This window comes from Oceanipulchritudo coccoides, from assembly GCF_010500615.1.
Taxonomy (GTDB): Bacteria; Verrucomicrobiota; Verrucomicrobiia; order Opitutales; family Oceanipulchritudinaceae; genus Oceanipulchritudo; species Oceanipulchritudo coccoides.
On the sequence record NZ_JAAGNX010000001.1, the window covers coordinates 962,523 to 985,275 of the forward strand.

General features: G+C 51.1%; 12 protein-coding genes. 5 read left to right on the plus strand and 7 right to left on the minus strand.

Features of this window, described 5'->3' with window-relative positions; all coding sequences use genetic code 11:
• Positions 1–16: 16 nt before the first annotated feature.
• From G0Q06_RS03815 to G0Q06_RS03825, 3 genes are all read right to left on the minus strand, one after another.
• Positions 17–2,623: an outer membrane protein assembly factor BamB family protein gene (locus tag G0Q06_RS03815; RefSeq protein WP_163962620.1), complete on the minus strand. Its 2,607-nt coding sequence runs from the start codon at positions 2,621–2,623 to the stop codon at positions 17–19.
• Positions 2,624–2,669: 46 nt separating this feature from the next.
• The gene (locus G0Q06_RS03820) at positions 2,670–4,997 is read right to left on the minus strand and encodes a GH92 family glycosyl hydrolase (protein ID WP_163962622.1); all 2,328 of its coding nucleotides are present in this window, start codon (positions 4,995–4,997) and stop codon (positions 2,670–2,672) included.
• Between the two features lie 210 nt (positions 4,998–5,207).
• Positions 5,208–5,990, minus strand: a complete 783-nt coding sequence (locus tag G0Q06_RS03825) for a PEP-CTERM sorting domain-containing protein (protein ID WP_163962624.1) — start codon at positions 5,988–5,990, stop codon at positions 5,208–5,210.
• A 619-nt stretch (positions 5,991–6,609) separates the two neighbouring features.
• Between G0Q06_RS03825 and G0Q06_RS03830 the strand changes: the two genes are divergently transcribed.
• From G0Q06_RS03830 to G0Q06_RS03840, 3 genes are all read left to right on the plus strand, one after another.
• Positions 6,610–7,944, plus strand: coding sequence for a sugar MFS transporter (locus G0Q06_RS03830; protein WP_163962626.1), 1,335 nt, complete (start codon positions 6,610–6,612; stop codon positions 7,942–7,944).
• Between the two features lie 60 nt (positions 7,945–8,004).
• Positions 8,005–10,560 carry a glycoside hydrolase family 2 TIM barrel-domain containing protein gene (locus G0Q06_RS03835; protein ID WP_163962628.1) on the plus strand — a complete coding sequence of 852 codons (2,556 nt, stop codon included), beginning with the start codon at positions 8,005–8,007 and terminating at the stop codon, positions 10,558–10,560.
• A 77-nt stretch (positions 10,561–10,637) separates the two neighbouring features.
• A complete protein-coding gene (locus tag G0Q06_RS03840; RefSeq protein ID WP_163962629.1) occupies positions 10,638–12,932 on the plus strand; it encodes a GH92 family glycosyl hydrolase in 2,295 nt (764 codons plus the stop codon).
• 60 nt (positions 12,933–12,992) lie between these two features.
• Here G0Q06_RS03840 and G0Q06_RS03845 read toward each other — a convergent pair whose 3' ends face one another.
• The 3 genes from G0Q06_RS03845 to G0Q06_RS03855 form a co-directional block, all read right to left on the minus strand.
• Positions 12,993–14,780 (minus strand): glycoside hydrolase family 99-like domain-containing protein, encoded by a 1,788-nt coding sequence (locus G0Q06_RS03845; RefSeq protein WP_163962631.1) that lies wholly within the window; start codon positions 14,778–14,780, stop codon positions 12,993–12,995.
• Positions 14,781–14,863: 83 nt separating this feature from the next.
• Positions 14,864–16,402 (minus strand): hypothetical protein, encoded by a 1,539-nt coding sequence (locus tag G0Q06_RS03850; RefSeq protein WP_163962633.1) that lies wholly within the window; start codon positions 16,400–16,402, stop codon positions 14,864–14,866.
• A 20-nt stretch (positions 16,403–16,422) separates the two neighbouring features.
• The gene (locus G0Q06_RS03855) at positions 16,423–18,420 is read right to left on the minus strand and encodes a sodium:solute symporter family transporter (RefSeq protein WP_163962635.1); all 1,998 of its coding nucleotides are present in this window, start codon (positions 18,418–18,420) and stop codon (positions 16,423–16,425) included.
• Positions 18,421–18,534: 114 nt separating this feature from the next.
• Here G0Q06_RS03855 and G0Q06_RS03860 point away from each other — a divergent pair, with 114 nt between their 5' ends.
• Positions 18,535–19,929, plus strand: coding sequence for a sulfatase family protein (locus G0Q06_RS03860; protein WP_163962637.1), 1,395 nt, complete (start codon positions 18,535–18,537; stop codon positions 19,927–19,929).
• A gap of 9 nt (positions 19,930–19,938) precedes the next feature.
• The gene (locus tag G0Q06_RS03865) at positions 19,939–21,354 is read left to right on the plus strand and encodes a sulfatase (protein WP_163962639.1); all 1,416 of its coding nucleotides are present in this window, start codon (positions 19,939–19,941) and stop codon (positions 21,352–21,354) included.
• Positions 21,355–21,379: 25 nt separating this feature from the next.
• Here G0Q06_RS03865 and G0Q06_RS03870 read toward each other — a convergent pair whose 3' ends face one another.
• A complete protein-coding gene (locus G0Q06_RS03870; RefSeq protein ID WP_163962641.1) occupies positions 21,380–22,696 on the minus strand; it encodes a glycosyl hydrolase family 28-related protein in 1,317 nt (438 codons plus the stop codon).
• Positions 22,697–22,753: the final 57 nt, after the last annotated feature.

A 22,753-nucleotide genomic window follows, 5' to 3' on the forward strand; every position in this document is an offset into this window, starting at 1 on the left:
AATCTTTCATCCCCTGTTACCGGAACGCGTAGAGGTATCCGTCCGTGCAGAGCAGGTAGGCCATATCTCCGGAAATTGCTGGAATCGTTTCCTCAAGAATACCACCAATTCTGGTGCGCCAGATAATCCTTGGTGTTCCGTCAGGATTGCCGGCGACATCGAGACAGGTCACGAAACGCTCGGTCGAGGAGCCACAGATGACGGTATTTTCCGTGCAGGAAGACCCGGTCCATCCACCCGCACCCGTGTAGTGCCAAAGTTCCTCTCCAGTCGAATTATCGATACAATAGAGCGTCGCTCCTAAAGCAGCTCCGTCGTGGTCAATTGAAGTTGAGACAAAGGTTCGATTTCCCGAGTTGGAGGGAGTGGCATTCATGACCGTATTACCGAGGTGTTTCCGGGGATCCGAAAAGCCCCAAAGCTTCTTGGCTGTATTCTTGTCCAAACCACACAACTCACGATTGGTACGGCAAATGAACATGCCCTGCCAAAGGACTCCTGCCGCCGAGTCGGGCAACCCTCCAAACGAGGAATATGCCCAGTCGAGCAATCCTGTTTCCTTGTTGAGTGCATAGTAACTGCCATCCCACGAACCGGTGTAGACCCGCTTGTCATCGACTGCCGGGGCAGGGTAGATGCCGCCATTGGTCTGGTGAGTCCAGAGGCGTTTTCCGGTATCGGGTTCAAGGGCGATGATATCGCCTTCTACGGTTCCCGTGAAGACCTTAGCCCCATCAGGCATACAGGAGGTCCACACCCAGCCAACCTTGCTTGACCAGACAGGATCCCCGGTCTTGGCATCTACACAGTACATTTCGCGGTTGCCGCCTTGCTGACCGAAGTAGACCCGACCGTTCTGTACCCCTGGCGCCCCGGACACTTGTCCTGAAGTTTCAAAACGCCAGATTTCCTCGCCGGTCAGCGAGTCCATTGCAAAGACAAAGCGTGATGGACTGCCAATATAAACAATGCCATCGGCGACTGTTGGCGGGCTTTGAAAATCGCCACCACCCGCAACGATATCAGCGAGGATCCTTTCTCCGTTTTCGTATGAGCACTCGATCAGGCTCTGTTTCCATTGGATATCTCCGGTAAGGGGATTTAATGAGTAGAGATACAGCTCGGAACTGCTGGCCAGAATACCATTTTCGTTGCCCGCGAGGTCCGCAAATAGCTGGTGGTGTCCGGTCCCTTTGCTCCAAAGTTTTTCGAATCCATTTTTGTCAAAAGCCAGTGCCGTAACGTTCCCGCTGAGCGTTGCGAAATAAAGGCGGTTCTCCAAGACCAAGGGCTTTGACCGGATCCAGTCGTCTGAGGTTGCTTTCCAGAGAAGTTGACCGGTAGCGAGATCAACGCAATAGAGCTCATTTGTTGCGGAACCAATGAAAACCTTGCCGTTGTGGATAACCGGACTGGAGAACAGTTGGAAAGCACGGGCATTACCCTCGTTGAGTTGGGTGCGCCAAATCTCCGTACCGCTTGACCGGTCCAATGCGACTAGAAATCCCGACTCTGTGGTGGTTACCACCGTGTTGGCGTCCACCGCGGGCGTTGTGCGGATCGGGGATCCGGCATTGAAAACCCAATGAATACGGTTCCCGCCCTCCAAATTGAGAGCGTACAGGAGTCCCTTATTCGTGCCCGCAAATATCAGCTCTTCATGCAGAACAAGTTCCCCGAACAATTGACCGACCCTGAACTCCCACCAGCGCTGTCCATTGTTTCTTTTGACGACTACGGTATCCTGGAGAATGGTTGTAGGTGGTTTCTTCTTGAGGTCCAAGCGACCGGAAGGGTAGACAATATATTGTTCGTTTCCCGTTACAGAAGTAGTTCCCCTGCGATAATCGATCCGGCCAGCATCGACTTGATTCAATACCTTCCCGCTTTCCTTATCGATCTGGAAAATGTGCCTTACTGGATCCGTGAACTCCCAGCTTCCGCTGGTTGCCCGCATGACTATCCGGTCATTGAGGACAAGAACATTCGAGGCCCCTCTCGGCGTTGAATACATCTGCAGGCCATCCTGTGTGGTCTTCCAGGTCACGTCACCGGTGGCCTCATCCAGACAGTATAAAAGGGACCGCATCCCCGGAGAGGTGATATAAACGCGCCCATTCTCCACTGAGGGGGAAGCATACCATGAATGCCCATTTGGAAATTTCCAGGCAATCTCACCCGTCATTGGGCCCGGGTCGGGGGAGAGACCGGACTGCATTTGGCTGCCCCCGAACACCGGCCACCCGGTTGGGTTTGAAAAAGGCGCACTCTCCGGCCCCCGAATTTCCTGAATAAAAACCGGTTCATCCTGAAGGGCCTCCATTTTTCCGTAAGCCTTGTCCAGCACAGGGTAGTTTTCCGGGTGAACCGGACCCCACTTGGCGAGCACGTATCCCTCTTCGTGCAGGCTCTGCAAATCGACTCCACGGTTGATCATGTGCCGAATCCATGAAAAGAGGACTGATTGCCGATGGATGGCATTCCCTGCGTGGGTCGGCGTCTCCAAGACACTTTGCCTTGTCGAATCGATCTCTTCAACACCGGTGTTCTGGAAGCCGTGCAAGCAAGGTGATGCGGCCAACGATCCGAGGACAAACAGGGACAGGTAACGCTTTAACTTCAAGAGGATTCAGTGGGGTAAGGAATTATAGACTAACTGTGTATTATATTTAAATTTTCCCACTCGCGAACGGAACCAGATCTGATCCAGCACCCCAGTTGCTTGGCTCCGGCCCCATTTCAAATTCCAGCGAACCGCCGTTCATAATGGAATCGTGAGTGATCCATACATTCTTCAATGGATTCCCATTCAAGCGCACTGACTGGATATAGATATTCTGTTCGGATAAACCATTTGCCGTTATTTCAAACTGCTTCCCATTCTCCAGGTTAATTGTGAAGCCCGGGAGGAGAGGGGATCCGATAACATAAATTCCACCACACGGATTGACGGGATAGAAGCCCATGGCACTCATGACATACCAGGCGGACATCTGCCCAGCGTCCTCGTTGCCAATCAGACCTTCCGGGGTCGGATGGTAGAACCGATTCGCAATGTCATGGATCCTTTCCTGGGCTTTCCATGGCTGGCCAACGTAGTTGTACAGATAGGCCACGTGATGACACGGCTCGTTGCCGTGTGCGTAGTCGCCAATCAACCCGGACACATCGCCGACTGCAGTACCATCATCATTTGGGGGCAGCGTAAACAAGGTATCCAGTTTCCGGCTGAATTCCTCGGGGCCGCCAATAAGATCAATCAAGCCATATACATCGTGGGGCACAAAGAAGAGATATTGCCAGGCATTTCCTTCCGTAAATTCGCGATCATTGTGATCCTCCCGGTGGTATGCTCGCGGGGAGAATGGCTCAAAGAAGTTGCCATTCTCCAGTTTTCCGCGGAAGAAACCGGTTTTGGAATCCCAGACATTCCGGTAATTTTGTCCCCTCGACTGGTATTCCTTCGCGACTTTCACATTGCCCATGGTCTCCGCCATCAGGCTGACGGTCCAATCGTCATAAGCATGCTCAAGCGTAATTGAAGTCCCGGCCGGGGTCAGCTCGTCTGGAAAATATCCAAGCCTGAGGTAGTGCTGTTGTCCATACCACTGGGGGTAGTTCCTGAATTTCAAGCGTGGCGCTCCCGGTTGTGTGGTTGTCTCCAGAACAGCTTTCAGGACCACTTCGTCCGGTGCATCGACAAGCCCCTTGTGCCATGCGTCGACAATCACTGGCACCGCGTGGTAACCAATCATGCAGAAATTCTCGTTATGGTGCATCGACCAGGACGGGAGCATGTTGAAGGCGCTCTGGGACTGGTGTGCGAGCATTGAGGCGATGAAATCCTTGGTTCGTTCCTGCTGTATGATTGTGAACAAGGGATGCACGGCCCGGAATGTATCCCAAAGCGAGAACACGGTATGGTTTGTGTAACCCTCCGCCTTGTGGATTTCCTTGTCGATCCCCCGGTATTCCCCATTCACATCCTCACTAATATCCGGATGGATCATGGTATGGTATAAGGCCGAATAAAATATCTCCAATTCCCTATCAGGACCACTGGCTTCGATCTTGCCAAGTTCGGCTGCCCATTCTTCCCCCGCGGCCTGCCGGATCTTCTCAAAATCCCAGTGCGGTAATTCAGTTTCTAGATTTTCACGGGCATTCCGCATGGATACCGGCGAGACGGAAATTTTTGCCAGAAGAGGCTTGTCCGAATTTTCAGCAAATTGAAACACTGCGACCATTTTCGATGAGGCCTGTTCAGGAATGTTAGGATAATCCAATTTGCGTATCCTGTCATGTATATTGTGGCCCGTCATTGGTTCGGAGAACTTCAAACAGAAATAAATGAACCGGCTCTTGGCCCACCAGGTATCGGTGATCCGGTAGCCCGTCACCGTGTAAGGATCGTGGACCCGCAGGTAGGCATGCTTGACTGAGTTTGGTACTCCAATGTGATGCTCCATATCCATCACCACCTGTCGCTGCTTCCCTTCAGGATAGGTGTACCTGTGCAGAGCTACGCGCGTGGTCGCCGTGAGCTCAACATTGATGTCATAATCGGTGAGTCGGACTTGATAATAACCGGGATTGGCGGTTTCATCATCATGGGAGAAGCGCGAACGGTAACCGGTTTCCGGTTGTTCCTCTTTTCCCGGTTCGAGTTGTATTTGGCCCACCGTCGGCATGAGCATGAAGTCACCCAGTTCGATGAGTCCCGTTCCGCTCAGGTGAGTTTGGCTGAACCCCATGATCGTCGGCTTGTCGTAATGGTATCCGGAGGCCGCATGCCATCCCATGACCGAGCAGTCCGGTCCCGGGGCCACTGCCCCGTAGGGAAGCGTCGCCGCGGGGAAGGTGTGCCCATGATAGCCCGTACCAATAAACAAGTTGGCATGGTCCACACCGTTTGAAGCCTGAGACAATTGGGCCCCGATTACTACCGGCAGGATTCCCAGACAGAAATTAATTCGTTTCAGACTTCGCAGTGGCATTTTGTGCTATTGTGGAATGAAAGGTTTAACCCGTATGGCTAAACTTGGTCTGCCTGGTCGAGAGTTGCAAAAATATGTGGTTCTCTTGGGAAATCTTTCTGTCAATCGGACACTCCTGAAAGTATTGCAAAACTGTCGGGAGTCATAAAAAAAGCCGCACAGGAATTGTGTGCGGCTTGGAAATAAACCTTGTTTGGCCGAAGAGACCTCTTAACGTTGCCTGCGCCGCCAGACGACAAAACCAAATGTGGCAATTGCCGCCATCAACGCATAAGTGGAGGGTTCGGGGACCGCTGACACGGAGAATTCAAAACCACTCAGGCCAGCACCTCCGGCGTTTCCGGTAATTGTGCGGAACGTCATGTCTTCACCGGCAGAAAGGGAGATGCCGATTCCAGAGATAGTGCCTGATGTGGATGTGTTGGGTATCAACTGCTCGATAACCGTGCCACTTGTGTCCTCCACCCCGAAAGAGGATCCTCCATTCGCAAGGCGTCTACCATACGAGAAATTGGCCAAATCCAGGGAGAATCCAGTGACCGCGGTTGCCGTTCCCGATACGGAGAATGTGACAAATTCACCACTTTCCAGTGCTGTGGCATTGCCTTCTCCTTGCGTTACTAAGACAGCGCCAGAACCGGCATTATCGTACGACGGAAAATTAAGGCTTGGGGCAGCGGATCCTGAAAAGGTCAGTGTGAAGGAGGTATTGTATAGAGCCGCGGCGGTCGTCGTTCCCGCGGTCGCATTATCTACTTGATTCCATCTCGCGGGAGAGGCTGCACCACCACCACTCCCAAGCGCAACCGCGTCGAGCGCTATATTGCCGGACCCATCAATCGTGAAGTTGAGGGCTAGTGAGGCCGCACCAGCGGCGGCAAAACTTTGTGCGTCGGGGCTCAGGTCCACGTCGAAATTGACGACAATTTGGGCGTAGGAGGATATGGTGGATAGCAAGCTACCAACCAGTAGGAGTTGTTTTATATTATTCATGGGTAGTGGCCAAAATATCTAATGTGCGGTTAAACGTTTTTCTGGCAGATGGGATGAAGGCAAGAAAAAAATGGAAAACCACCGAATATTTAGTTTATAAACGTGTGGATTCACGCCTGCAGCTTTGCCGAGCAAGAGTGCATTTGATTAAGCCCTTGCCGATGAAAAGAGGGGAAAAGTGGATGACTGCGGCTGATTTACTAAAATGGGCTTAGTTTTTTTTGGGGGGGGGAGCTGCGGAGAATTATTGTAAAGTAGCGGGAATTGTTGTCCGAGTCGAGGCGATGATCCTGTCGTGCCATTAATTCATTCAAAGCAGGAGTCGCCTTCAGTTTGAGGTTGTCCGACTCTGCGTAATCTCCCTCAAACGACGACTCAATCCTCCGGGGAAAAAGCATCGACGATCCGACCTTCCTTATCTCTCAAGGCAACTTCCCCATTATTCATGGAGATCCAGAGTAACCCAGTCATGAAAGGTGGCATATTCCACCAACAAGTAAAACGTTTAACTTGATTTTTCCGGAGTTCTGAGGTTCGCTCGTCCAGTATATCAATTAGAATATCCGCCTCTTCGGCGGAGCAAGAACCAACCCCTTTTCCCGGCAGATTGAACCGAAGCATGAGAAAATCGAAGAATCCGTATCTGGCCGCCTTTATAATCGTCACGAGCCTGTTTTTCATCTGGGGCTTCATCACGGTTCTGGTGGACGCCTTGATCCCGAGGCTCCGGGATGTGTTCACGCTGACCTATTTCCAGGCGGGGCTGGTTCAGGTAGCGTTTTTCGGAGCGTATTTCACGGTTTCGCTTCCCGGTGGATCGATCATTTCCAAGGTGGGCTACAAGCGAGGTATTGTTATCGGACTGTCCGTGATGGCCATTGGTTGCCTTGCTTTTCTTCCGGCGGCCTCCCTGCGCATATTTCCGCTTTTCCTTCTCGCCCTTTTTATTCTGGCTGGAGGAATGACGCTGCTGCAAGTGGCCGCGAATCCGTATGTTGTCGCGCTTGGCCCTGAGAAAACGGCATCCAGTCGTTTGAATCTATCTCAGGCATTCAATTCCCTCGGTACAGCCATTGCCCCGTTGGTGGCGGCGAGCATGATCCTTGGAACGGAGGTGATGGCAGAAACTGAGCAAGCGGCACTTACGCCAGATGCGCTGACGACCTATCGGATCATGGAAGCGGAGGCCGTCCGCGCCCCGTTTTTAGCCTTGGGCCTGATTCTGCTTGTTGTCGCTGTTGGGTTTTTGTTCATCCGTCTTCCGGAAGTCAGATCCAGTGTTGAAGCAAGCGAGCAGAGAGGGTATGGATTTGTTCTTCAGCATAGAGGGTTGATGCTGGGTGCACTTGGAATATTTGTTTATGTTGGGGCGGAAGTCACGATTGGCAGTTATATCGTAAATTACTTTCTTCACATGGACATACCGGCACTGGTCCAGTCGTCAGGCGGGCGTGTCACAGGCTGGATCGAGACCCTCGCGAACCGGTCGATAGAGGAGCTGAATCCTTCGCGCATTGCCGGCACCTTTGTTGCCTTTTATTGGACCGGTGCGATGATCGGGCGGTTCATTGGGGCGGGACTTTCCCGCATCATCCCTCCCTCGATCCTGCTCGGGGTTTATGCGGTTATTGCGGCCCTGCTGTGTGTCGTCAGCGCCACTTCCGGGGGCTTCGTCGCCGTGTGGAGCCTGTTGGCAATCGGGTTGTTCAACTCGATCATGTTCCCCACAATCTTCAGCTTGGCCACAAACAGTCTTCCCCACAGTCGCTCGCAGGGCTCGGGGGTTTTGTGTGCAGCAATTGTTGGCGGGGCGGTCTTTCCGCCTCTATTTGGTCTGTTTGCCGATAACATTGGCTTTGTCTTCGCCTTTATTGTTCCAGCATTGTGCTACGGCTACATCGCGTTTTATGGCTTCACGCGGAGCTCCGGTAACCAATTACAAACCCAATCATAATCGAAACCTGACCAGGAAGTCGGGTTATCCTGGATATAATTTTCAACCTACAATATAAGTATGAATCTATCATATAGCATCTTTCTATTAGCCATAGCTTTTTCAGTGTGTGCCTGTCATGGAGACACTGACCGGGAGCGGACATCCTTCAATGCAGACTGGCAGATGATGAAGGGGGACTTCACGGTTCAGACGATCGGCGAGGCTGGAGAGCAACTCTGGGAACCGGTGCGTCTGCCGCACGACTGGGCCATCAGTCAGAGACCCGTAAAGGGGGCATCAATGAAGAACTACGGGCATTACCCTTTGCCGGGAACGTATTGGTACCGGAAGTCATTTGTTCTTCCTGAAGAGGATCAGGATAAATTGATCAGTCTGTACTTTGAAGGCATTATGCGGGATGCGACGATATATCTCAACGGGGAACAAGTCGGCCGATGGGTATATGGATACACTTCTTTTCCAGTGAATTTGCTGCCGTACCTGAAATTCGGCGAGGGAGAAGTGAATGAACTTCTAGTGCGATTGCATTTAACTAAAAAATTCACCCGTTGGTATACAGGTGCGGGCATTTATCGGGATGTGTGGATGATCAAAACAAATCCGACTCACTTTGTACATGACGGGGTATTCATCACAACGCCAACGGTTCAGAATGACTATGCCATTGTCAATGTGGAGACTGAGATAAGCAGTGCTGCCAGTTTTAGTGGGAAAGGATTGGTGGAGGCCTTTATCCTGAACTCGCAAGATGAAGTCGTCGCGCAAGGGAAGCGTGTTGCCGATTTTCGCGCCGGTGAGACAATATCGGTGGAACAGGAACTAAAAGTTCTAAAGCCGAATCTCTGGGATATTGAAAATCCATATCTCTACAAGCTGGTGACCAAGCTAAAGATCGATGAAATGAGGGTGGATGAGCTTGAGACAAATTTTGGTATCCGGACCTTCAGATTTGACGCAAATGAGGGATTCTTTTTGAATGGGCGTCACGTCAAGATTTATGGGGTCAATAACCATCACGATTTGGGCCCATTGGGAACGGCTTTCAATCTTCGCGCGGCTGAGCGGCAACTTGAGATTTTGCGCGAGATGGGATGCAACGCGATCCGCACGAGCCACAATCCATCTGCTCCGGGATTGCTGGATCTCTGTGATCGTATGGGCTTTTTGGTGATGAATGAACTCTTTGATTCGTGGACGATTCCCAAGGGCGTACATGATGAAGGTTACACACCAAAGCACTGGGATGATTGGTGGGAAAAAGATCTTAAAACGTTTGTCAGGCGGGACCGAAATCATCCGAGTATCATCATGTGGTCTTCGGGAAACGAGATTCCCGAGCAGAGACATGAGAAGCTGGCTCAACTCAGTCGGGAAATCACGGATGAATTTCATAAGTACGATCCAACGCGCCCAGTGACGGCTGGCTTCAATTTGAATAAAGATGCGGTTGAAAATGGCTTTGTTGATACGGTCGATGTGGTTGGCTGGAATTACGCGACGAAGTTCGGGGACTGGTATAATGACTTCCGTGCACGGCCCGAGTTCAAGGACAAGCCCCAGATCGCTACGGAAACGGTTTCCACCCAAAGCTCGCGGGGTTACTACCGGTTCCCTTATGGTGAACCGAATTTAAACGGTCCTGAAAACCAAGCCTGCTCATACGTTATGCGAGCGCCCCACTATGGATTGCCGCCCGATATGGAGTTGATGCGTCAGGCCACAAGCCCTTCTTTGGCCGGTGAATTCATATGGACTGGTTTTGATTATATTGGAGAACCCTGGCCGTACGAAGAAGATTCAACACTGTCCTACTACGGATTGATTGATCTATGCGGATTTCCAAAAGATATTTTTTATAACTACCAGTCAGCTTGGCGACCAAATTATGATATGGTTCACATTTTGCCGCATTGGACATGGCCGGGGCGGGAAGGCAAACTCACTCCTATCCATGTCTTCACGAACGGGGATGAAGCTGAACTCTTCGTGAACGGAAAGTCCCACGGCAAGCGGCGCAAAGGTGAGGGGAATACAATGGTAAAAAGTTTCAGTCGACACGATGCAGGATCTTTAGCGAAGTTTACGAATCGTATGATCTGGGAGGATGTGATTTACGAGCCAGGGGAGGTCAAAGTTGTCGCCTGGAAGAATGGTGAAAAGATAGCGGAGAATGCAATTCATACAGCGGGCGAGGTAGCCCGTTTGCAGCTGACGGCTGACCGGAAAAAAATTCGGGCCGACTATGAGGATCTTTCCTTTATCACCGTTGATGCGGTAGACGATGCCGGGCGTTTTGTTCCCACATTCAACGGCACGCTTGAGTTTTCCGTTGAAGGGGAAGGCGAACTTGTGGCCCTGGGTAGCGGTAATCCAACCGACTTTACGCCCATGCAAGGCGGGTCGACATACAGGGCTTTCAATGGGAAGTGCCTCGCCATTGTTCGCGGAATAGACGGCAAGCCCGGCTCAATCACTGTGCGGGTGAAAGGAGTGCCTGCACGGATAACAGCAGAGGATGTTTATTCCAGTGTGGAGGTCACCGGGAGAAAGAAGACGGCTCCTCATTCCACCCAATTCGAAAGTGGAGAAATCATTGTAACGACCGAACTGTAAGGGGATCGCACTTTGATAAGCTATCGTTCCAAATTTGTTCTGGTAGTTCTCTTTGGGCCTTCAGGGAGAACGAAAGCATGAAGAAGAACTCATTGACCATTGGATGGAATCTGGCGGCGTTGCTACTGACCTTTACCAGTCAAGCTTTTGCGGCGAGTTACACTTCAATGGTCATGCCCCTGATGGGGACAGACAGTTCGCGGGAATTCTCAGCAGGCAACGTGTACCCGGCGATCAGCCGCCCTTGGGGGATGAATACCTGGACACCGCAGACAGGGGAAATGGGTAGCGGCTGGATCTATACATACGACGAAATGAAGATTGTCGGGATCAAGCAGACGCATCAACCGAGTCCATGGCTTCGGGACTATGGTCAGTTCTCAGTCATGCCGGTGACAGGGCAAAAGACCTTTCACGAGAAGGAACGTTCCAGCTACTTTTCGCACAAGGCAGAAACGGCTTTGCCCCATTACTACCGTGTCTTTTTAGCAGACCATAACACCACGGTGGAGATGACCCCCACCGACCGGGCGGCCTTCTTTCGAGTGACCTATCCCGAAGCGAATCAGTCCTATCTGGTTATTGATGCCTTCGATGAGGGATCTTACATTAAGGTGCTTCCTGAGGAGGCAAAGGTTATTGGATGGTCAACCAAGAATGCTGGCGGTGTGGCTAAAAACTTCAAAAACTACTTTGTCTTTGCTTTCGACACCCCTTTCATCGGGTCTGAAACTTGGGGAGGAGAAGTGGGTAAACTGGAAGTGGAAGGTGAACATGTTGGAGCCATTCTCCAATTTGAATCGTCTAAACCAGAAACAGAGGTTCACTTTCGTGTCGCGTCCTCTTTTATTGGTTTCGAACAAGCCGAGAGAAATCTCAAGGAAATTCATACCAGCGATTTCGAGGAGCTACGCGACGAGGGCAGGCAGAGCTGGGATGACCTCCTTGGGCGGTTTAAAGTGGAAGGAACGGACGACCAGAAGCGGCTGTTCTACACCTGCCTTTATCGTTCCACCCTTTTTCCGAGGAAGTTCTACGAAATCGACGAAGCCGGCGAAGTAATGCACTATAGTCCAAACGCGGGTTTGGTGGAACCCGGATACTATTTCACCGATACCGGCTTCTGGGATACTTTCCGGTCCCTCTTTCCTCTCCTGAACACCTTTTTCCCCTCCATGAACGCCATCATGACTGAGGGGCTTGAGAATTGTTATAATGAGAGTGGTTGGTTACCTGAATGGGCAACTCCCGGTCACCGCAATTGCATGGTTGGAAACAACTCAACCTCTATTGTGGCAGATGCATGGCTGAGCGGTATCCGTGGCAATTTTTCAATTGAAAGGCTTTACGAGGCTATGCTCAAGGGTGCCAATGATCAGGGGCCGGTTGAATCGGTGGGAAGAAAGGGATGGGAGGATTACAACGCACTTGGATACGTCTCCCGGCAAAGTGCGAAGGAGAGTGCGGCCAGAACACTTGAGTATGCGTTTAACGACTGGAGTATATGGCAACTCGCAAAGAGCTTGAATCGCCCGAAAGAGGAGATCGACCTATATGCTGCACGTTCCCAGAATTATCGGAACTTGTTCAGTTCCGAGCACGGTCTGATGGTTGGGCGAAATAGGGACGGTTCTTTCAATGAGGATTTCAGTCCCATATCTTGGGGCGGTGACTTCACTGAAGGTAACAGCCTGCATTATACATGGTCGGTTTTTCACGATATTGAAGGCCTGATCGGTTTAATGGGGGGGGACGCTAAATTCATCGAGAAACTTGATAGTATATTCAGTATGGGCCCAGCGTTTGATAAAGGAGGCTATCGCACCGTTATCCACGAAATCCGCGAAATGCAGGTAGCAGGATTCGGAAATTATGCGCACGGTAACCAACCCATCCAGCATATGATTTACCTCTACAACTATGCGGGCGAACCTTGGAAAACCCAGTACTGGGTTCGGGAAGTGATGAATCGCTTGTATACCCCAACGCCAGACGGTTATTGTGGGGACGAGGACAATGGTCAAACATCCGCCTGGTTTGTCTGGTCTGCCTTGGGTTTTTATCCGGTCTGTCCGGGGTCCGGAGAACTGGTTCTGGGGGCTCCTCTGTTTCGACAGGTCAGCATCGAATTGGAGAATGGGAAAACGCTAGTTATCGATGCGCCGAATAACAGCGATACCAACCGCTACGTCCAGAGCGTCAAAGTCAACGGCAAGGTCACAACCAGGAATTACATTACGTTGGAACAATTGCGTCAGGGTGGGGTGATCGAATTTGAAATGGGCGATAAACCTAATAAAAAACGCGGTATTGCTAAGGCAGACGCACCATATTCATTTTCGAGGACGATTGATTTTCAAAAGCTTAACTAGAACTAGTTCTCAGCCTGTTTGAATCTTGTTGTCAGCAAAAACCAGATTCAGGTAATTGCTTCACCGCTTTGGGCTGCTCAGGTCGATCGTGAAGTCCAGCGCGTTATTATTCCGGTCTTGTTTGTGGCTCCGCCGGATTATTGATTGATTGGGTGCTGGTACCGTATCGATTTTGAAGTTATCCTTTTCTACGTAATCCCCATCAAACGACGACTCAGCCGTCCAGGAAAAGGCATCGACGATTCGACCTTCCTGATCTCTCAAGGCAATTTGTCCATTATTCATGGAAATCCTGGGCAAAACTGCTGCGGTCGTTGTCTGATCAACAGTCAGCTGCTCTTTTTCTTTAAGAAAATCACGTGCGGCAGGGGTAGCGACAAGGTAGTTTTCGCCCGCCGGGATGGAGCCAGAAAGCTTAACATAGAAATTATCTCGCTCAAAGCTATCATGCCGGGACCGGAGGCAGAGCCGCATTCCCTGTAGATCAACAGACTCACTTCCCGGGTTATGGAGTTCGATGTAGCCAGCTTGTTTGTTCCCGTTAACGGCCAGGCAAAGCTCTGTGATATTGATCTTCTTTACTGAAGGCAGTGATTTCGGACCCGAATAAGTGTTTTTGAATTCTTTCAGGATGTTCAACAGGTCAAAGCCGTACGGTTCAACATTCAAACCGACAGTGTGCGTCGCAGGCTCCCTTGTCGGTACCCCTGAGTCAGGTTCCAGTTGAGTGTCCTCGTGCCATTCATTCCAAGAGGTGACCATCATTAATTTGAAATCCGGATTCATAAACTCTCCGGCCATGTCCAGATAATCTTCAAAAAGGCCATATTTGCGAGGATCATGGGCATTTCGCCGGTGGGGCAGGTAGTAATGGTTAACGTCCAAACGAACTCCCCGATCATTGAACCCCGGTAAGGCGTTGGGGACAAATTCAATTCCCAAACGATCAGAAATGGCTTTGAAGCGGGTGTTTTTCATCCGGGCGTTCTGGAGTATCCAGACATCATCTGCATATCCTAAGGCGGTATCGGGAAGTGTCTGGATAGGGCTGGCATATTGAATATAAGGTGTAATGGCGTCAAAGCAGGCGATGCGGTCTTCCACAGGGGGCTTGATAGGATCCACTTCATCTCCAATAAGAAACAATTCCATACCGTGCTTTTCGCGGATGGTTGCGCGAAGTCGTTGGATAGCTCCCTTATAATCCCCCGCAAATTGATGCGTGACATAGATTATCAGCACGGGTTTATCATCAATCCGCAGATAGGATGGATGGCTGAAGTAGGTTTCTGCCAAATAATCAATGGAGTCGATAAACCTTTGTTCCAGTTCATTCCCCAACTCAAAGGTCAGGTCTCCTTTGACTCTATAAGGTACGAGAAGCTTGTCCGCGACGGTTTCGTACAAAATTGTAAATTTGAAATCCTTTAAAGCGCTGGCTTTGGTGAAGCAATTTTTTGCTGTCTGATTGACCCATGTATCCTCTCCCCAAAACGAAAGGGCAAAGAAATCAATGCCGGCATCTTTCGCCCATTCGATGTGCTGGTTGATTGTCGCTTCATCCCGTGAATCATACTCGCCTAAAAGCGGGAGTTGTTGCGGTCGTAAATCACCGCGAAAATAGCCCTCATTCCAATGCCGCCCATCCGAGCCATACCATGGGTAATAGTAGGCCCCGATTTGGAGCTCATGCAAGCTGGCCGGTGTTGCGTTGTTAGAACAGAGAACCCCGGTCTTCTCCGCAATTGCCGGAGTGTTTCCCCATACGAGAAACAAGGCAAAAATTATAGTCGCCCAGCTATAAATCCGGTCTGTGCTTCCTGTTTTTTCAATATTTTTTGTATTCAATTTCGATATCCCGGTTACGGTTATCCAGAGGAAGGTAACCCCCTGCCTTCACATGCTTTTCAAACCAAATGGCGTGCCTGATATTAATTATTTACCGGCGTGTCTGCATGCAGGGCGGCCAAGGCGTCCTGATAGAGTTTGGAGACCTTGTACATGCCACCGTTTTCGCGCATCAATTGGTCGCAGATATCGAACCAGAGTTTGACGCGGAAGGGGTGCAGGTCTGCAGGAAACATGTCTCCATGCTGATCCCGGAATTCTTTACTGTTCATCAGCTGCCGTCGCAGGCCATCGGCATTTCTTTGCCGACTCCTCAACAGTTCGACTGAGTTGTTGAACTCAAACTCGGTGGGAGCTCTCCTGAGCATTTCCAGGTAGGCCGCATTTACAACTGCGGCAACTTCCTCATGCCCGTAATCATGCATCTGGTAACCATTGGCATCTTCGGGAGCAAACTGGGTGCGAAGCAGATGTTCGATATGGCGCTTGCTCTTAACGAATTCCGGCTGTAGCTCACAATCCACTACACTATCGGCATCATAAATGAATGCGCCTGGTTCATCGGGCGGGTTAGGATGCTTCCCATATTCCGCCAGCCCGGAATAGGATGCGGTGCTGTGGTTGCCCACGATTTTCCAGTCACGAATACCATGCGCGACAATGCCATATGCTCCGGCGCCTCCAGTGATGGTATTTCCGGTGATTTCCCCGCCTGTCGTTATCCTGCCACGCCAGTGGGGGACCCAGACAACACAACCCACCGGTATGCCCATGTGGATACGTGCGCCAAAGGCATCGATAAAATTGTCCCTTACCTTGACTCCCCGGTAATCAAAAAGATTCTCTGAATTTTCGATTTTATAATAATCGAGGGCATCCACCAGATTGATCCCACCGAGTGACTCACGGGAAACCGAGGCAACCACATTATTTTCCACGATGGTTCCCGGAGCGCAGTATAGCACGACCCCAACATCGGTTGGATCAATCATCAAGTTGTTGCGGATTATGGAGTCGGAGGCCGCGCAGGAAATGAGGTCAGCCCAGCCAAATGGAACTTCATTCAGGTCACGGCCATTACCCCTGGGATCCACACCAGCACCAAAAAACAAATTGTTTTCGGTCAGCATATTCGAAGCCCCTTCATGCATTTTAAGCGTGGCCCAAGTACGCGTGTTAATGAAGACACAATGACGAACGATTTGTCCATCTCCTCCCTTTCCACCAAAGTGTACAAGCGCAGGTTGCCCGCCTCCGCCAATTCGTGGTTTTGGAACGACTGAGAGGTTGTATCGGTCACCATCGCAGATGACACGCTCAAGGATTGCGTTTTCAGCGCCTCCCGCACTGATCAGCATCATGAGGTCCTTGCTTGCCAACCTGAGGGTCGCGTACTCCGATGGATACATCGCCTCAGCTGTATAAATTTTCTGCCCTTTTGTGGTGTAGCGGAGCGTTTTTGTGATCTCGTACACAGCCCCTTTCTGAAGCACAAGGTCTTTTCCCTTGTTTAATACAGCCTGCAGATCGTCGCCGGGTAGCGCGGTTCGGGCTGCCGCTAGAACGGACACCCCGAGTGTCAGGAAGGCCAGGAAAAGGGAAAGTCTGGATACAGAATTCATTGTTACAGGTGTTTTAAATTTTAACGGTTATGAGAGGCGCGTAGATCTGGCTCGTTTTCCATGTCCCGGTCGGGTCTTTGATTTTTGTACCAGATGAAGTACATGCCCAGGCAGGCCACAACGAAGATGGGCAAGCTCCAGTACAATGAGGTGAAGCTGTGGATGATGATTTGCATGGGTATCAGGAAGAGCATGACCTGATAGAAAAAGGCAAACGGTACCGAAATAACATCCCGGGTATTTTCGGAGTCGATGTAACTGAGCTGTTCCTCAAGAAGATACTTCCGGACGGGCCCCCAGAATCCAAATGGTCGGGTCTTTTTGTAGAAGTGAACGAGGGTATCCATTTCAGTTGGCTTGGTGATGAGGCATCCGCCAATAGTCCCCGTGAAGGCGATGATCGCGACGTAGAGAAACTTGCCCCAGTAGGGAAAATCCGGAAAGAAGATAGTTTGAGAAATGGCTGCAACAGCCCCAAAGGCCATTCCAAAGGCGACGCCCCAGCCGTTCATCCTCCACCAGTAAAGTCGAAGGAAATTCGGGACAAACAGGCCCGTCATCAAACTCATGAGGACCCAGTCCCAAACGTGGTTAATGCTGGAAAAATTCAGCCCGGCTATAAAGCCGACAATTGCCACAGCAACGGTTGTAATCCAAGCAACTCTGATCAGTTCCTTGTCCCCCGCTTTCGGCCTCATCCAGCGTTGATAAATATCCTTCACGACAAATGAGGAAGCCGCATTCAGGGTTGAGTCGAAGGTGGACATGGTGGCCGCAAGGGCTGTCACAAGAATGACTCCAAGCAGTCCCGCTGGGACATAGCTCAGGATGACAGCTGGCAAAATGCGCTCTGGATCAGTGATTCCTTCATAGCCTACGAGGGGAAGCTTGGCCCGCCATTCCTCCCCGAGAACAGTTTCCAAGTTGCTGATGAGCGTGGGGTCGGCCTCATCCGGATGGGCGATCAACTGAGTCGTGGTCGAGTGCCAGCTTGTCTTGTCCATGTCCGGATAGTAAGCGCGGACTGTCTGAGCGGCCTCAGCAATGACGGTGCGGTCTTCAAAGGTATCATTGACCAGGAATAGCCCGAGCACAGCGAGCCCGATCATCATGGGCCAGCGAATGGCAATCATCCCGCTAATGAGAAGGTTCAATTTGCCGACGTCCTTGTCAGAGCGCGAAGCGAAGTATTTGGGATCTGCTCCACTAGCGAGGCCAAACACGGTTTGTTGTAGGAGAAAGAATCCCATAGCCAGCCCAAGAAAGCGGTAAACATCATATTCCGAGCCGTTGGCAGTCTGGGGAAAGGTGATTTCCATCTGTGGCAGTGATCCGGCCCAGTCGGACACCCCGTTCACCGAGTTTGCAAGCGCCGAAACCGATTCGATTCCATCAATCAGGGTAAAGGCAACAACACCAAGGACCAATGCTGAAACAAAAATGAGCAGGGATTGGATTACATCACTGATAACGACCCCGTAAAAGCCGGACATCATCGTGTAAACTACGGCTATGGCTATCAGAACCCCCGCGCAGACCTCGGGTGGAAAGGGAAAGAACATCGAAAGAAACAAACCCGTTCCTTTCATCAAGTAAGCAATCAAACCGATTACCGGAAGGATGGCCACGACAGCTGTCAAAAGGCGTGCGGCATCGGCATCGCGCCCTTGCCCAAAACGGAACTGCATCCATTCCGCACCTGTCAGTACTCCTGAGCGACGGTGCCATTTGCCAGTGAAGCAAAGCAGGAAAATCAGGATCAACACCGCATCCCCGCGGAATCCAATGAACAGCGCCTTCGGCCCGATCATGAAAAGAAAGGATGTGATCACCATCGTGCCGGTCACATCGAACCAACTGGCCATCCCGGAACAGCCAAGAAAATACCAGGGAAGTTTGCGACCGCCGAGAAAGTATTCCTCCAGTCCGCCTGCTGCCTTCTTTGCCAGAAGGGCCCCCATCACAACGAGTATTAGTGAGTAGACAACGATGATGGTGTAATCAAGAGGTGTGAGCATCAGTATTTGAAGGTAGTAGGGCTTTTCTTAATTGGGAATTTTTAATTCCACAGGAGGGAGTTTAGGCTTGTAGAAAAAACGTTTATCCACTTCATGCAAGGAAAAAGGAATGAAATGGGATTAAGGAAAAAGAGGGTATTCTGGATTATTCTGTGGATGGGGTTTGCCTGTTCCTTTTTATGGACACTGGGGGCGGATCCGGGTGATGGGCGAGCCGGGGTGGGGCCCAATATCATTTTCATTCTGGCGGATGACCTTGGGTATGGTGACCTCGGGGTAACGGGGCATCCTTATGCCAGAACGCCACACATTGACCGGCTCGCTGAAGAGGGCCTGCGCTTCAATCAGGCGTACATGTCGGGGGCTTGGTGCGCGCCAAGCCGGGCGGCAATCATGGGCGGGGTTTATCCAGCCCGGGGCTTCAATATCAACCGGGAATTGTCCCCTGAAAAGCCCTCCCTCACTTCACTCCTGAAGGGGGCTGGCTACTCGACAGCGCATTTTGGCAAGTGGCATTTGGGAGGGAAAAACGCGCCTGCCCCGACTCCCGGGCAATACGGAATTGATGAAGCGCTCATTACCAACGGCAATGGACCGACATGGTCGCCAATAGAGCGCAATGATCCTCATTTCCGGGAGAAGACGACGGCGCGTTATATTGACTTAGCCATCGCGTTTGCCGGGCAAAACCGTGATCGCCCATTTTTCATCAATTTGTGGCTTTACCCAACCCACTCCTACATTGATCCGACTGAAGAAATGCTCGCGGTTTATGAGGATCTGGACGTGGACATCAACGATTTCGAGAATCCCCTGCAGCGGGAATTCCTCGAATTTGTTGCCCAGCACGGGGACATACAGAAAGCGGTACGCGCCTATTGTGCCGATATTACGGCGATGGACACGGAGCTTGGGCGGCTCATGAAGGCATTGAAGGATATGAATCTGGATGAGCGAACGGTCGTAATTTTCACAAGCGACAACGGGCCCGGGCCGATCGTCAACCAGGATCTGGCGGGCCGGTATGTTGAGCACCCCACCTTGCTCAACAATACCGGCTCTGCCGGCCCATACCGTGACCGCAAATTATCCCTGCATGACGGGGGAATTCACGCCCCGCTCATCCTGCGATGGCCAGGAAAGATTCCCGCGGGCATGGTGAATGACAGCACAGTGCTCGGGGGAGTGGATTTCCTTCCGACCCTTACCAATATGGCAGGCGTGAGTATTGAAGGAATCATGACGGACGGTGTCGACCTGACTGCTGCTGTTATGGGAGAAGTGGTCCAACGTGGAAAACCCCTGTTCTGGAATGATCGACCCGGTTGGTCCGCCCTGCGTGACGAGCAGTGGAAGGCCCACCTTCGGCGGGGACAATTCAAGTTGTTCGACCTCGCTTCAGATCCATCCGAATCGAACAACCTCGCTGCTGAATTTCCTCAAATCTCCGCACAATACCGGGCACAACTGGAGGCATTCGAGAAAGCGCTTCCCAAACGCGGAAAATAGGAAATAATAATGACCAGTCCAACCAGATTCCTTTCGCTCATTTTCCTGTCCGGGTTTGTTTTTCTAATACCGGTTTCTGCCGAGGAGAAGGCTCCCTTAAACGTACTCCTCATTATGGTGGATGATCTACGCCCGGAGCTATCCTGTTATGGCGTTGGTGAGGTGGTCTCGCCGAATATCGACCGGTTGGCCAGCCGAGGCATGCGTTTCAATAATGCTTATGCCCAGTACCCTGTCTGTAATCCCAGCCGGGCATCGCTGCTGACCGGTTGGCGACCCAACGAAGTGGGAATAGTGACGAACAATATTCCACTTCGGAAAGTCTGGCCGGACGTTGTGACCCTTCCCCAGATATTCCGCGAGAATGGCTATTTCACGGCCGGCTTTGGAAAAATTTTTCACCTTGGATTGAACGCTGATCAAGAGGTCACATTTTTTGAAGACCCCCAGTCCTTTGATATCTTTTATGATGCAAGACCAGATGCGTCTAAACTGGGCAAGACTGGAGAAGGCAGGAACTTGACAGACGGGCGTCTCGGATGGTGCCAATGGCTGGCCGCCAATGGCGATGATGAGGATCAGGCTGATGGGCTCCTTGCAAAGGCTGCTATTAAGATTCTGAACGAAAAGCGTGATCGACCTTTCTTTATCGGTCTTGGTTTTCACAAGCCTCATGATCCATTTATCGCTCCCAAAAAGTACTTTGATCTTTATCCGGTGGAAGATGTTAAACTGGCTATTGAACCGGATAACCGATCACCGAGAGTTCGGCATGCCATCCCAAACGAAAGGGATTTCAGCAGCTTTACGGACAAGGAGCGCAAGGAATTCAAGCGGGCCTACCAGGCATGTGTCAGTTTCACGGATGCGCAGATCGGAAAGGTCTTCTCTGCTATGGACAAACTGAATCTTTGGGATACGACAATCGTTATTCTAATGGGAGACCACGGTTACCATTTAGGTGAACATGATTGGTGGAATAAGGTGACTGTTTATGAACTTGGAGCAAGGGCACCAATGGCAATCTGGGTTCCCGGGACAAAAGGGATGGGCCGTTCAACGGATGCCATCGTTGAATTTGTCGACCTCTATCCGACCCTCCTTGACCTGACGGGACTGAACAGCCCGCATAAATTGTCCGGTGTATCCGTACGACCGGTTTTTGATGATCCGGATTTGCCCGGGAAGCAAGCCGCCTTTACCCAAGTGAACAGGGGAAAGGTATATGGTAGGAGCGTAAGGACACGTGACTGGCGGTATACCGAGTGGGGAGAGACGGGTGAATTAGGCATCGAATTGTATAACAAACGATCGGATGACGGCGAATACTACAATCTCGCTGAATCGGAAAAACACTCAAACGTCCGCAAACACATGAAGCAGCTACTGTATGAGGGGTTTATCAAAAACCAAGAAGCCCATTGATATTGTCTAATTCCTGCTCTCTTGGCTACTCAAAGACGTTGGCAAACATTTCCACTTCCGCGTTGGAAGTGTTGGAGATCTGATCATTCCTGAAGAGGCAACCGGTAATTGTCCCGGCTATGAAATCGCCTTCGAGGGAAATCAGTTTCTTGGAGGGTTGCATGAACTCGGAGCCTGTCAGGATCATCCGCCCGTTTGTCGCCCGAATGCAGGGAAGCCCTTCCTCAAGCATATCCCAGTTATAGAAGTGACATCCATTCACGATGAGGGTTGATGCCCCTTCTTGGACAATCTGCTCGGGAGTATCCTTGATCACCCAGAATCCGCTGTTGGAGATTTTTACCGGACCCTTGTTCTCCGGACCAATCTTGACTGTTCCCATGAACTGGCAATTGACAAATTGCACCCCGGCGTGGGGTTGTACCTGGTTGATCTGCACGGCAACCGGCCCAACATCCCCGCCCGACTGTACAACAAGTGCGTTGCCAGGGCGATGGCCAAAGTCATCAAAGAGAAAGCCGATCTTGGCGAAAATAACAAAGCAGTTGCTGATATATTCCCAGTCGGTCTTGCCGATCTTGAAACCGATCAGGTTTGCCTTGAGGTAGGGAATCAGCATTTCGTTCCAGTAGCTGTCTTCCGAACCTTCATAATCCGCGGGCGGAGCAGGCAGTTTGGGATCCAGGCCAATCCGTTTCCAAAGGTTGGGATTCAGATGGATATTCTCCATCCGCCCGACGTCATAACATTGGTCGACGTAAACACCAATCTTCAACGGACAGGCGAAAATATTGCGCAAGTAGTGCAGCTCATTAACCTTGGTTCCAGCATCAATCATCTTGTAGGGATTGGTCATGGCGACATCGACGACCTGGCACATTTCGCCGTCGATCTGGATGGTCCAGGGATACGGAATGACGTTGGGTGGTGCCTGCTGTTCCGGGTAGTGGATCATCAGGCGTGTGATGGTCGCATTAAATTTCAAGGTAATGGCCGGCTTGGCGTTTTCGTCTCCCTTTCCGCCGTAAATATAGAGGACTGTCCCAACGGGGTGTTGTGGATGTGGAATGGATTCATAGGAGCCCCTGAGGGTCACCCCGTCCGGAACAGTCAATGAGCCATCCAGGCGATAACGGCCTTCCGGCAGGTAACAGACTCCGTTACCTTTGGCGGCCGCATGAAGGGCGGCTTGAATCGCCTTGGTGTCGTCCTTTTCACCGTTCCCGGCGGCCCCGAAGTCTTTCGCATTGATCTGCGTTGGAGGGGTCGAGCCAATGGCGTAGCCGGGCAGGCCCGCCAAAACGAGGATCAATAAGTGTGCAATAAGTTTTCTTTTATTCATGGGATGTTCTACTCTGGTTTTGTCAGTCCAATCCTTTGGACGATTCTTGTGATGAGT

What these genes read in the sequence shown, in the direction of transcription:
- G0Q06_RS03820 (WP_163962622.1), bottom strand. Translation starts at nt 4,997, where the DNA reads ATGCCACTGCGAAGTCTGAAACGAATTAATTTCTGTCTGGGAATCCTG.
- G0Q06_RS03825 (WP_163962624.1), bottom strand. Translation starts at nt 5,990, where the DNA reads ATGAATAATATAAAACAACTCCTACTGGTTGGTAGCTTGCTATCCACC.
- G0Q06_RS03830 (WP_163962626.1), top strand. Translation starts at nt 6,610, where the DNA reads ATGAGAAAATCGAAGAATCCGTATCTGGCCGCCTTTATAATCGTCACG.
- G0Q06_RS03835 (WP_163962628.1), top strand. Translation starts at nt 8,005, where the DNA reads ATGAATCTATCATATAGCATCTTTCTATTAGCCATAGCTTTTTCAGTG.
- G0Q06_RS03840 (WP_163962629.1), top strand. Translation starts at nt 10,638, where the DNA reads ATGAAGAAGAACTCATTGACCATTGGATGGAATCTGGCGGCGTTGCTA.
- G0Q06_RS03850 (WP_163962633.1), bottom strand. Translation starts at nt 16,402, where the DNA reads ATGAATTCTGTATCCAGACTTTCCCTTTTCCTGGCCTTCCTGACACTC.
- G0Q06_RS03855 (WP_163962635.1), bottom strand. Translation starts at nt 18,420, where the DNA reads ATGCTCACACCTCTTGATTACACCATCATCGTTGTCTACTCACTAATA.
- G0Q06_RS03860 (WP_163962637.1), top strand. Translation starts at nt 18,535, where the DNA reads ATGGGATTAAGGAAAAAGAGGGTATTCTGGATTATTCTGTGGATGGGG.
- G0Q06_RS03865 (WP_163962639.1), top strand. Translation starts at nt 19,939, where the DNA reads ATGACCAGTCCAACCAGATTCCTTTCGCTCATTTTCCTGTCCGGGTTT.
- G0Q06_RS03870 (WP_163962641.1), bottom strand. Translation starts at nt 22,696, where the DNA reads ATGAATAAAAGAAAACTTATTGCACACTTATTGATCCTCGTTTTGGCG.